The following is an 11,947-nucleotide window of genomic DNA, read 5'->3' as shown; positions in this document are numbered from 1 at the left end:
CCTTTATTTGTTTTTTAAATTTACTAAATTGCTGAAAATTTAGTAAATGAGTGTTAAAATCAAATTTGTAATATTTTTTGCTTTTTTTAACCAGTTATTATTATCTCAGATAAATAATAAACAGAAGGTCTTTTTTGAACAAGTACAAAAGAAAACAGAAAAATTCAATAGCAATAAAATATTTAGTAAAGTTCAGACTTATTTTTTAGAAAGTAAGTTTGATTCAGTTTTAGTATATTCTTCAAAATTATTGACTACTCAAAATGACTTCGAATTAAATGAATATTGTTACTTTTTAAGAGGGTATAGTTTTTATAAAAAAAGAATATTTAAAGAAGCAAGAAAAGAGTTTTTTAATATCTCAAATACATTTGAGTTTTATCAGAATACTCAAATGCTTTTAGGCACAATAGCTTTAGAAAAAAAAGAGTTTAATAAGGCTATATTATATTTTAGGCAAGTAGAAAAAGAAGGGTTTAATGAGTTTTTAGGTGTAGATAAAGGAAGTGTGTTGAGTAATTTGAGTTTATGCTACTTACATCTTAAAAAGTTTGATAAAGCTGAATCATATTTAGTAAAAGGAATTAAAATATCTGAACAAAAAAAAGACACTTCAGAATTAGTTGTTTCTTACATAAATATAGCTAATTTTTACTACGAACAATACAAAGATAATTTAGCTATCCCTTATTTTGAAAAAGCATATTCTTTAGCTAAAGAATTAAAAAATCAGAAAACATTAGCTTATTATACTGAGAATCAAAAACGCTTAGTTTATGATCAAAAAAGGTTAACAGCAAAAAATATGGCTGTAGTAGAAGAAAATCGTAAAAATTATCAAAAAGCGTTGGTATATAGAAAAGAATTTGAAAAATGGAAGGATTCTTTAAATAATCAAAATAGAATTTACGAAGTAGCTAAAAAAGAGAAAGAATTTGCAGTAAAAGAAAAACAAAAAGAGGTTACTTTTTTAGAAGCTGAAAATAAAATTAAAGAAGCACAAAAAAAAGAGCTTTTATATGCCGCTATTGTGTTGTTAATTTTATTATTAACTAGTGTTTACTTTTATAGAGAAAAAGTAAAACGAAATAAAATTATAGCACATCAAAAAGAAGATTTAGATGCTTTAAATGCTACAAAAGACAAACTTTTTTCTATTGTTAGTCACGATTTGCGTTCTTCAGTAAATGCTTTAAAAAGTAGTAATGTTGTTTTGTTAGATAATTTGGCTTCTAAAAATATTGATGCATTGGGTAATTTATTAAAGAAAAATAGTGCTATTGTTAACGGGGCGTATGGGTTGTTAGATAACTTATTGCATTGGGCGTTGTCGCAAACCAAACAAGTTTATTTCGAAATAAAATCTACTCGGTTGTTTTTTATGGTGGAGCAAATGGCTTATAATTATAAACCTTTAATGCTTGAAAAAAACATTCAGTTTGAAAATAAGGTGTCTAAAAAAGATCTTGTTTTAGCAGATCAAGAGTCATTAAAGTTAATTATTAGAAATTTGTTAGATAATGCCATAAAGTTTTCTAATAAAGATGGAGAGATTAAAGTATATTCAAGAAATGAACATAAAGGTTACTGCGATTTAATAGTGGAAGATACGGGTATGGGAATGACAAATGAAACTCGTTTAAAGCTTTTAGAAGATACGTTGCTACTATCTAAAAAAGAACATGAAGATGTTATAGGTACTGGATTAGGATTGCAATTATGTAAGACAATGGTTAAAAAAAATAATGGAAAATTTTCTATAGAAAGTGAATTAGGTGTAGGTACAAAAATGATTGTATCTTTACCTAAAAAACAAGATAATGGATAATGTTAATGTATTTATTATAGAAGATACTCCAGCAGAAAGTGATCGTTTAATTAAAGTGCTAGAAGCCAATAATTATGTAATTACTGGAGTTGCTAGAAACTTTAAAGAAGCATTAACTAAATTTTACCAGGTAAAGGTAGATATTGTTATCATAGATATTTTTTTAAATGGAGTAGCTGACGGTATTTCTTTTGCAGAAACCATTAGTATTGTTCCTGAAGCAACAAAACCATTTGTTTTTTTAACTAGTTCTACCGATCGTCAAATTTTTGAAAGAGCAAAGCTAACTCAACCGTTTAGTTATTTAATGAAACCTTTTAATGAGTTAGAGGTTTTATATGCTATTGAAATGGCAGTAGAAAAATTTTATGATCAAAATGATGTTTTTTTAGACGAAGAAGAAGATACTGTTATAAGTAGCGATTACTTGTTTATTAAAAAAGGGAAGTCGTTAAAAAAGGTATTACTCTCTGATATTATTTACATTGAAGTTGAAGAGAAGTATTGTAATATCATTACAGAAAAAGAAAAGTTTGTCATTTTAATTTCATTAACTAAAATTTTAAAGCTATTAGATTCGTCTATTTTTTGCAGAACACATAGAAACTTCATTGTAAACATGGAGAAAATACTAGAGATTGTACCTTCTGATAATCTTATTTTATTACAAGGCGATCACCATGTTACCTTAAGTGAGCGTTATAAAGATATAATAAAAAAAGTCCGTACGTTGAAATAGTGCCATCTACAATCTCATTGTAGATGTGAATTTGTCTTTTAATAACATCTTAATTGTTCCTAATAATACATTTTAGGATTAAAAGCTTTGCGAAAATATAAAAAAGTCATTGCGATTGAGGTACGAAAGAAGCAATCTATTGGTATTGGTTAGCTAACAAATTAATCTTACATCATTGATGGTATTTATATCAAACTATAAAGTGTAAAACATATAATAATTAATACTCCATTCCATACTTTTCTTCCTTTGTGGAAAAGAATTCTTGTCTTATTCCATTTTTTATATTTCTAGGGTACTTCTAAAGTAATTTTGAATTAGAAATAATAGTTAACTACAATTTTTCGAATTTAATTACTAACCCAAAAAAGAAATTATGTCAAATACAATTAACATAACAAAATGTGATAATCAACTTGTTCTTTTTGCTGTGAATGGAAGCGAAAGTTATGAAATATGTAATATACAAAGTGGGAATTTTCATGCAGTAGATTTAGATATCAATGTAGAAGCAAGTGAAAATGGAACTTTTTCAGGTACATATCAACCAGAAGGAGGTACATCAAAAGATTTAAGTGGAGCTATCACTGTAAAAATACCAGCAGGAAACTATTCTTTAGTATATGCAGGTTTAAATTGGGGAGGGCCTTATAATTTTGAATTTACTTTAAATGATGGTGAACCATACAGTTTATTAAATAAAGAAGATAAACCATTAGAAGGAGTGGTTTGGGCTCAGGGTAATTTAAATATAACATTAGATGTTAAGGCTACGGCTACCGTTTAAAATTAATTATTAATAATAATGAAACTGCCTAAAAATTCATCATTAAAGTCATTGCGAATTTTTTTATTTAAGAGTAATCTGTAAATCAGATATTTTAAGATGACTTCATTTTATTTGTAAAGACAATTTTTAGACAGTTTAGTTTACTAAAAAAAAACAGAAATTATGTCAAAAGTATTTCAATTATCAGTTTTAAGTCAAAATGATCCAGGAGCAGCAGATAGAGATAAATTATGTTGTAAAATTGTAGGTGTATGCAACGGATCATTACGTGAAGGATCTTTCCCAGTAAATGAAAATGTTGCTTTACCAATACCACCACAAGAAGGGAAACAAGCACCAGCAACTCCAACTTGGTTTTTAATACCAGAAAATGGTTTAGAAGGAAGCTTTACAGTTGAAATTTTTTGCCCAACTGATCCATCTTACCCTAGTAGAACAATAGCTGTTTCTGAAGCAGATGTTATAAATTGGGCAAAGGTGCCTTTTGGGGAAAGAGAAAATCAAATTTATGAAGGTGGAGAATATGGTATTTTTGGATTTGCTCAAGAAGGGCCAATTTATACTATTACCGCTGGGGTTTTAAATCCAAGAAAAAACGGGAACTAGGGAAACTGTATAAAAAGTGAGTTTATGCGTTTTACTTTAAAGAAAAACTCAGAATTTAATTTTAAATTCTGAGTTTTTTTGTGGTATTATTTTACTGAATGTTATTCTTTGTATCCTAACATGTCATCAATAGTATTTGCGGTTACTGAATGATAGTTAACACGTGATTTTTTATATATAGCTAATGCTTCATCTACTTTGCTACTGTTTTTATACGCTTTAAAAATAGTTGATACATACCAACGTCTACCAACGTTAGTTAAAAAAGCTTCAATAGTAGCATCAACATTATTACCTCTATAATTATGCGTTATGGCTTTTTCAAACCAAACCATAGCAATGTAAGAGTTTGTTGAGCTTGTTAAATTAAAGGTAGTATCAAGTGTTGTTAATTGTTCTACTGTAATTTCTTTAGGGAAATTACGAATGAAGTGAACCCATTCTTGTGTTGTCCAGTTTTTTGTAATAGTAGCATCAATCCTATTTTTGTTAATAAACTCAGATAACACTTTTTCTACATTACTAAATTTATCAGAAGTGATTATTGATTGATTTTTAGGAACTCCAGGTTTGTAAATCCATTCTTCTGTATTAAATTCAACTTGATTTTTTTCTAAAAGATTTGCATTTAAATAAGTAATAAACTTTTCAGTAGTCATTGTAGAGAAGGCGTGAGTTTTAAAATAATTTTTTAAAAAAACATCAAACTTTTCTCTACCTACAGTTTCTTCTAAAGTTCTTAAAAATAAATATCCTTTATCATAAGCAATGCTATTCATTCCGTCATCAGGATTACGTCCTTTTAAGTTCAATTTTAATTTAGTGTCTTCAGGAGAATCTTTAAAGCCTTCTAGCTCATCTTCTAAATCTTGTTTAGCTATAAGTGCTAACATGTTGGCTCTGTCTTTTCCGTATAAAGCTTCCATAATACGTAGCTCAAAATAAACAGTGAATCCTTCATTTAACCAGAAATCATCCCAGGTAGCATTTGTAACTAAATTTCCAGACCATGAATGTGCTAACTCATGAGCAATTAATGAGGTTAAACTTTTATCTCCAGCAATAACAGTTGGAGTTGCAAATGTTAAACGAGGGTTTTCCATTCCTCCAAAAGGAAAACTAGGAGGTAAAACAATAACGTCAAACTGTTCCCAGTCATAATCACCATATAAATTTTCAGCAGCAGCAACCATTTTTTCCATGTCTGAAAATTCTTCATGCGCTTTATCTAACACAGATTTTTCAGCATAAATACCAGTTCTATTACTAACAGCTTTATATTCTATATTACCAACAGAAAGTGCAATTAGGTAAGGAGAAATAGCTTGTTTCATTTTAAATGTATAAATACCATCCTCATTTTTTACTTTAGGATTCTCGGCACTCATTACAGCCATCAATGAAGATGGTACTTTTACAGTTGCGTTATAGGTAACTCTAATTTGCGGACTATCTTGTATTGGTATCCAAGTACGGGTTAAAATAGCTTGCCCTTGTGTAAATAAAAACGGATCAGTTTTATCTGCAGTTTGTTGAGGTGTTAACCACTGTAAAGCTTCTGTTTTATTAGTAGTATTATAATGTATTGTGATAGTTTTTGTAGCTGAAGTAATAGGTATTTTTAAAGCTTTCCCTAATTGTTTATTAAAATCTCCAAGAGAAAATTTCACTTCTTTGTTGTCGGCTAGCACGTTTTTAATTTCTAAAAACTTGGTGTCTAAGATAATCTCAGAAGCTTCATTGCTAGTGATATTATATGTTGCAGTTCCTTCAATTTGTTTTGAATTGAAATTAACATTAATATCTAGATTCAGATGGGTAATAACCGCTTGGTTAGGTTTTGAAAAAGAGTGTGGCTCTTCTGCATATTTTTTACTTACTTTTTCTTCTTTCTTTATGTCTGTGCAGCTTGTTAAACAAATTAAGATTAAAAAACTTAAAAGATTTATTTTTTTCATGATGTGATTTTGTGGCACTAAAGTATTATTATATTTTTAAAATATTCATTTTATTGATAATTTAATAAGGTAGAGCATGTTGTTTTTATATAAGCTTGGTAGGTAATTTAATATTATTAGATACTTCATGAAATTAGTTCTATGGTTTCGTATTCTTATACACAAAATTGATGTTTTTGTACCTTTTTTTTCTAAAACATTAAATAGCTAGGGTACTTTTAAGAAAAAATTAAGTAATAAACACTTTAAAACTAATTATTATGTCAGAGCAAACTACAAATTATCCAGTAAACATAGAGCAATTATCAGGTCAACATGGTGGTTCAAGAGAATTTGGCCCATTATTACTTACCTATAATTTAGATTTAACTCAAGAGAATATTACTGTTACTGCTAAATTTGCAGGAGTTACAATTGGAACTAGATTTTTAGAATTAATGGATCCTTTACCTGTTGAAATTAGTGGGGCTGTGGGGACAGGTAAAACACAAATAATTTTAAACTCCGATCCTACTAATAAAACTTTGAATTATAATGTAGATATTGAGGTGCTTGGAAGCAAGGTTTGTGGAGGGAAAGGAATCCTTTTAAATTGGTAAAAATAAAAAGCTTGTTTAATTTTTAGTTAAACAAGCTTTTGTTTTAAAATGAATTTTATTATTTTCTATTTTACTTCAAGAGAAGTGAATTTGAATGTGTTTCCATCAAATAATCCTTTATCAGATAATTTTAAAGAAGGAATAACTAGTAACGCCATAAATGATAATGTCATGTATGGAGCACGAAGTTTACTCCCTAGTTGTTTTGCTATGGTATCTAACTCAGCATAGGCCTTTCCAATTTCATTAGCAGGTTTGTCGCTCATAATTCCAGCAACAGGTAAGGGTACTAGCTTTTCAACAGTATTTGAAACTGCACAAATACCACCTTTGTTTTCAATTAAAAGGTTTACAGCTTTACAAATAGCTTCATCTGAAACACCTACAGCTATAATATTATGTGAATCATGGCCAACAGAACTAGCAATAGCACCTTCTTTCAATCCGAAATTTTTAATAAAAGCAATAGCTGGCTCTGAGTTTTGATAACGATTTACTACTGTCATTTTTAATACATCATTATTTATATTAGAAACTAAGTTGCCTTCTTTAATTAACGAGTTTACTTCAATTTCGTTGGTAATTAATTCACCGTCCAAAGCTTCAATAGCTCTTATTTTATCAGAAGAAGAATGAAACTCAAAATCAGATATAATTTTTTTATCAGTATTAAAATTATTTAAAACTTTAAATTCTACGGACTTAATAAAAGATTTTCCGTTTTCAGCAACTAAATCTCCATTAATATAATTTTGTAAAACATTAAATTCTTTTAAATCGTTAACCACTATAAAATCGGCATCATCTCCTTCTGTTAATAAACCGACCTCTAAATTATAATGTTTCACAGGGTTTATACAAGCAGCTTGTAATACTTTAAAAACATCAATATTTTTAGCTACAGCACGTTTACATAAGTCATTAATATGACCAACTAATAAATCATCTGGGTGTTTATCATCAGAGCAAAACATCATGTTTTCGAAATGATCAGGTAGTAAATCAATTAAAGCATCAAAGTTTTTAGCAGCACTACCTTCTCTAATAATAATTTTCATTCCTTTCTGAAGCTTCTCTAAAGCTTCTTCGTATGTAAAGCATTCATGATCTGTATAAATACCAGCAGAAATGTATTTAGTTAAATCATCCCCCCTTAAACCAGGAGCATGACCATCTACAGGTTTATTGTAGTGTTTAGCCCAAGTTATTTTTTTTAGAACTTCAGTGTCATCATATATAACACCTGGGTAATTCATCATTTCAGCTAGATACTTGATGTCAGGGTTTTCCATCATTTTTTTGATGTCATCTGAATCAATGATTGCACCAGCACTTTCAAAAGAAGTTGCAGGAACACATGAAGGAGCACCAAAATTAAATTTTAACGGGACTTTTTTCCCATTTTCAATCATAAAATTAACTCCTTCAATTCCTAGTACATTTGCTATTTCATGTGGGTCAGAAACAGTAGCAACTGTTCCATGAATTACTGCAATTTTTGCAAATTCAGAAGGAACTAGCATAGAGCTTTCAATATGAATATGTGCATCTACAAAACCTGGGATAATATAGTTTTCAATCGAATGATTAGCTTCTTTTATAGTAACTATTTTTCCGTTTTTACATTCAATTTCACCCTTATAAATTCGTCTATTAATAATATCAACTATATTTCCTTGTATTGTCATTCTTTGTTCTTTTATAAATGCTAAAATAAGTAGTATTTCTGCATAAAAAAAGCACCCTTTACAGGATGCTTTTTTAATTGTTATATTTTTTAAGTTAAGCTATTGGCCCTCCTTTAATAATTTCTTCACTTGCCATTTCTTCAAATTGAGCAAAATTCTTTCTAAATGAAGTAGCTAATTCCATTGCTTTAGCATCATAAGCATCTTTGTCTGCCCATGTTTGTTTAGGATTTAAAACTTCATCAGGAACATTTTCACAAGTTGTAGGCATTGATAATCCAAATATTGGATGTTGTACAAATTCAACATTTTCTAGCTTACCTTCTAAAGCTTCAGTAATCATAGCACGCGTATGCTTTAATTTCATTCTACTTCCTGTACCATAAGAACCACCAGTCCATCCTGTATTAATTAACCATACATTTACACCAGCTTCTTGCATTTTATTACTTAGCATTTCAGCATAACGAGTTGGATGTAAAGGCATGAATGGAGCACCAAAACAAGCAGAAAAACTTGGTAAAGGTTCATTAATTCCAGCTTCAGTACCCGCCACTTTAGCTGTATAACCAGAAATAAAATGGTAAGCAGCTTGACCAGGTGTTAATTTAGATATTGGAGGCAATACACCAAAAGCATCAGCAGTTAAAAAGAAAATGTTTTTAGGATTCTTTCCTATTGATGGTTTTTGAATGTTTTCAATATGATAAATAGGGTAGCTTACACGAGTGTTTTGAGTAATTGAAGTATTATGGAAATCAACATCTCCTTTTTCATCCATTACAATGTTCTCTAATATTGCACCACGCTTTATTGCTCCGTAAATTTCAGGTTCTTTTTCTTGAGATAAGTCAATTACCTTAGCATAACAACCTCCTTCAAAGTTAAAAACAGTGTTTTCAGAAGTCCAACCATGTTCATCGTCTCCAATTAAACTACGGTTTGGATCTGTAGATAAAGTAGTTTTACCAGTACCTGATAAACCAAAGAAAATGGCAGTATCACCATCTTTTCCAATATTAGCAGAACAGTGCATTGGTAATGTGTTTTTATCAACAGGTAAAATGAAATTTAAAGCAGAGAAAATTCCTTTTTTAATTTCACCAGTATAGCCAGTACCTCCAATTAAAGCTATTTTTTTACTAAAATTTAAAATAGCAAAATTATGTTGACGTGTACCATCTACTTCAGGGTTTGCCATAAATCCAGGAGCATTAACGACAGTCCATTCAGGAGAGAATCCTTTTAACTCTTCTTCCGTTGGACGTAAAAACATGTTGTAAGCAAACATGTTACTCCAAGGATATTCGTTTACGACTCTAATGTTTAATTTATAGTCTTCATCAGCACAAGCATAACTATCTCTAACAAAAACCTCTTTATTTGAAAGATAAGCAGTAACCTTATCGTATAATTTATCAAACTTTTCGGAATCGAAAGGGATGTTTATATCTCCCCACCAAATTTCATCTTTGGTGATATCGTCTTTAACGATAAATCGATCCATAGGAGAACGTCCTGTAAATTCACCTGTTTTGACTGCTAATGCACCAAAACTAGTATTTTCTCCTTGCTCTTTTTCAATAGTAATATCATGCAACTCGTCTGAAGTCAATTGATAACGCACCGTAGCATCTTTAATACCCAGGCTGTCTATCGAAATCGTTTTCGCATCAAGATTTGTCATCTTAAAATATTTTAGTTGTGTTTTATTTGGGACAAAAATAGTTCTTTTTGTTAAAACACCTGATACATCAGCAAATTTTATTAACTATTCATTCTTAATAACTTTCTTTAAAAAATAAAAAGAGGTTAAAAACCAACCTAAAATTAATAATAGTCCCCCCAATGGTGTAATGAACCAAATATATTTAGCAGGAACACTTAGTAGCTGGATAGCGTAGATAGATCCAGAGAATAAAATAATACCAATGATTACTAAAAGACTTATTTTATGCTTAAAGGAGGTGGTTATTTGATTACTTACATTTATGAATAATAAAAAAAGAGCATGATACATTTGATATTTCACAGCTGTTTCAAAGCTATTTAAAGCTTCTGGGCTTAATTTATTTTTTAAAGCATGTGCACCAAATGCACCTAGAACCACTGCTACTGCTCCTAAAACTGAAGCTGTTGTTAAATTTTTATACATTTTTAAAGTTTTTGTTTAAAATTAAACTTTTTTAACGATATTGCTACCCTAAATTAATAAGAACAAAAGTACATTATATAGATGAAAAATATATTGATTATTGGTGCTGGAAGATCTAGTTCTTCGCTTATAAAATATTTGTTAGATAAGTCTTCAACAGAAAATCTACATATTACTATTGGAGATGTATCAGAAGAAAATGCATTGTCGAAAATTAATGGGCATAAAAATGCATCAGCAATTAAGTTAGATGTATTTAAAGAAGAGGAAAGAATAGCCGCGATAAAAAAAGCTGATATTGTGATATCAATGTTACCTGCACGTTTCCATATAGAGGTAGCAAAAGATTGTGTTACTTATAGTAAACATATGGTTACTGCATCTTATATTTCTGAAGAGATGAAAGCTTTGGATGCCCAAGTAAAATCGAAGGGCTTAGTTTTCATGAATGAAATTGGTTTAGACCCAGGGATTGATCATATGAGTGCTATGCAAGTAATTGATAGAATTAAAGATGATTCAGGTAAAATGTTATTATTTGAATCTTTTTGTGGAGGTTTGGTAGCGCCTGAGAGTGATACTAATTTATGGAACTATAAGTTTACCTGGAATCCAAGAAATGTAGTTTTAGCAGGGCAAGGAGGTGCTTCTATGTTTATTCAAGAAGGGACTTATAAATATATACCTTACCATAAATTGTTTAGAAGAACAGAGTTTTTAACGATTAATGGAAGTGGGAAATTTGAAGCTTATGCTAATAGAGATTCTTTAAAGTATAGAAGTATTTATGGATTGGAAGACATAGAAACAATGTACAGAGGAACGGTACGTAAAGTTGGTTTTTCTAGAGCTTGGAATGTATTTGTTCAGTTAGGAATGACTGATGATTCTTATACTATTGAGGATTCTGAAAATATGAGTTACCGTGATTTTACGAATTTATTTTTGGCATACTCTCCTTCTGACTCAGTTGAGTTAAAGTTTCGTTCTTATTTAAAAATTGACCAAGATGATATAATGTGGGATAAATTTTTAGAGTTAGATATTTTTAATCCAGAGAAGAAAGTAAACTTAAAGAATGCAACACCAGCACAAATTTTACAAAAAATATTAATGGATTCTTGGACTTTAGAAAAAGAAGATAAAGATATGATTGTAATGCACCATATTTTTGGTTATGAGAAAGATGGAGATAAGCATCAGGTTGAAAGTAGTATGATTATTAAAGGAGATGATCAAACATATACCGCTATGGCAAAAACTGTAGGATTACCAGTGGCCATGGCTGCATTACGAATTTTGAATGGAGATATAACTACTCCAGGAGTACAGTTGCCAATAAATAAAGAAGTGTATGAGCCTATTTTAAAGGAGTTGGAGGAGTATGGAATTATTTTTAAAGAGAAAGATGTACCTTTTTTAGGGTATAATCCTGAGAGCGTAAAAGGTTAATTTTTATTGATTTAAAAAATAATCTTTAACTTACAAAAGATTATTAACAATAAAAAGTACACTAATTTTGAGTCATTTATTATCACAGTTACATAAAAACAGTATAGTAAATACTTATTAAAAATAAAATAG

The 11,947-nt window shown here is 29.6% G+C and carries 10 protein-coding genes; 6 read left to right on the top strand and 4 right to left on the bottom strand.

The window, feature by feature from the left end; genetic code table 11:
- The first annotated feature begins 46 nt into the window (after window positions 1–46).
- The 4 genes from DS884_RS11630 (at window position 47) to DS884_RS11615 (ending at window position 3,963) form a co-directional block, all read left to right on the top strand.
- Complete coding sequence (locus DS884_RS11630) at window positions 47–1,828, top strand: tetratricopeptide repeat-containing sensor histidine kinase (RefSeq protein WP_113786872.1); 1,782 nt, start codon at window positions 47–49, stop codon at window positions 1,826–1,828.
- Window positions 1,821–2,567, top strand: coding sequence for a LytR/AlgR family response regulator transcription factor (locus DS884_RS11625; protein WP_113786871.1), 747 nt, complete (start codon window positions 1,821–1,823; stop codon window positions 2,565–2,567). Before DS884_RS11630 ends, DS884_RS11625 begins: the two co-directional genes overlap by 8 nt.
- A gap of 376 nt (window positions 2,568–2,943) precedes the next feature.
- A complete protein-coding gene (locus tag DS884_RS11620; protein ID WP_093870315.1) occupies window positions 2,944–3,354 on the top strand; it encodes a hypothetical protein in 411 nt (136 codons plus the stop codon).
- 165 nt (window positions 3,355–3,519) lie between these two features.
- On the top strand, window positions 3,520–3,963 hold the full coding sequence (locus tag DS884_RS11615; protein ID WP_113786870.1) for a hypothetical protein: 444 nt from the start codon (window positions 3,520–3,522) through the stop codon (window positions 3,961–3,963).
- A 101-nt stretch (window positions 3,964–4,064) separates the two neighbouring features.
- Here DS884_RS11615 and DS884_RS11610 read toward each other — a convergent pair whose 3' ends face one another.
- Window positions 4,065–5,921, bottom strand: coding sequence for a M1 family metallopeptidase (locus DS884_RS11610; RefSeq protein ID WP_113786869.1), 1,857 nt, complete (start codon window positions 5,919–5,921; stop codon window positions 4,065–4,067).
- 260 nt (window positions 5,922–6,181) lie between these two features.
- Between DS884_RS11610 and DS884_RS11605 the strand changes: the two genes are divergently transcribed.
- On the top strand, window positions 6,182–6,520 hold the full coding sequence (locus DS884_RS11605; protein WP_093870318.1) for a hypothetical protein: 339 nt from the start codon (window positions 6,182–6,184) through the stop codon (window positions 6,518–6,520).
- 65 nt (window positions 6,521–6,585) lie between these two features.
- On the opposite strand, the gene ade is transcribed toward DS884_RS11605, so the two are convergent.
- The 3 genes from ade to DS884_RS11590 all read right to left on the bottom strand — a co-directional run bounded on the left by ade (window position 6,586) and on the right by DS884_RS11590 (window position 10,363).
- Window positions 6,586–8,208 (bottom strand): adenine deaminase, encoded by a 1,623-nt coding sequence (gene ade / locus DS884_RS11600; RefSeq protein ID WP_113786868.1) that lies wholly within the window; start codon window positions 8,206–8,208, stop codon window positions 6,586–6,588.
- Window positions 8,209–8,302: 94 nt separating this feature from the next.
- Window positions 8,303–9,895, bottom strand: coding sequence for a phosphoenolpyruvate carboxykinase (ATP) (gene pckA / locus DS884_RS11595; RefSeq protein ID WP_113786867.1), 1,593 nt, complete (start codon window positions 9,893–9,895; stop codon window positions 8,303–8,305).
- A gap of 84 nt (window positions 9,896–9,979) precedes the next feature.
- Window positions 9,980–10,363, bottom strand: coding sequence for a DUF423 domain-containing protein (locus DS884_RS11590; RefSeq protein ID WP_113786866.1), 384 nt, complete (start codon window positions 10,361–10,363; stop codon window positions 9,980–9,982).
- An 81-nt stretch (window positions 10,364–10,444) separates the two neighbouring features.
- Between DS884_RS11590 and DS884_RS11585 the strand changes: the two genes are divergently transcribed.
- Window positions 10,445–11,815, top strand: coding sequence for a saccharopine dehydrogenase family protein (locus DS884_RS11585; protein WP_113786865.1), 1,371 nt, complete (start codon window positions 10,445–10,447; stop codon window positions 11,813–11,815).
- The last annotated feature ends 132 nt before the right edge of the window (window positions 11,816–11,947 follow it).

It is taken from the genome of Tenacibaculum sp. E3R01 (assembly GCF_003318185.1).
In the GTDB taxonomy this organism is placed as follows: domain Bacteria; phylum Bacteroidota; class Bacteroidia; order Flavobacteriales; family Flavobacteriaceae; genus Polaribacter; species Polaribacter halocynthiae.
Note: the sequence above shows the minus strand (reverse complement) of the source record. Positions and strands in the feature narration are given on the sequence as shown.

Excerpts from the sequence above, each read along its gene's own strand:
- DS884_RS11620 (WP_093870315.1), top strand. The coding sequence starts at position 2,944 with ATGTCAAATACAATTAACATAACAAAATGTGATAATCAACTTGTTCTT.
- DS884_RS11610 (WP_113786869.1), bottom strand. The coding sequence starts at position 5,921 with ATGAAAAAAATAAATCTTTTAAGTTTTTTAATCTTAATTTGTTTAACA.
- DS884_RS11585 (WP_113786865.1), top strand. The coding sequence starts at position 10,445 with ATGAAAAATATATTGATTATTGGTGCTGGAAGATCTAGTTCTTCGCTT.
- DS884_RS11615 (WP_113786870.1), top strand. The coding sequence starts at position 3,520 with ATGTCAAAAGTATTTCAATTATCAGTTTTAAGTCAAAATGATCCAGGA.
- pckA (WP_113786867.1), bottom strand. The coding sequence starts at position 9,895 with ATGACAAATCTTGATGCGAAAACGATTTCGATAGACAGCCTGGGTATT.
- DS884_RS11625 (WP_113786871.1), top strand. The coding sequence starts at position 1,821 with ATGGATAATGTTAATGTATTTATTATAGAAGATACTCCAGCAGAAAGT.
- DS884_RS11605 (WP_093870318.1), top strand. The coding sequence starts at position 6,182 with ATGTCAGAGCAAACTACAAATTATCCAGTAAACATAGAGCAATTATCA.
- ade (WP_113786868.1), bottom strand. The coding sequence starts at position 8,208 with ATGACAATACAAGGAAATATAGTTGATATTATTAATAGACGAATTTAT.
- DS884_RS11630 (WP_113786872.1), top strand. The coding sequence starts at position 47 with ATGAGTGTTAAAATCAAATTTGTAATATTTTTTGCTTTTTTTAACCAG.
- DS884_RS11590 (WP_113786866.1), bottom strand. The coding sequence starts at position 10,363 with ATGTATAAAAATTTAACAACAGCTTCAGTTTTAGGAGCAGTAGCAGTG.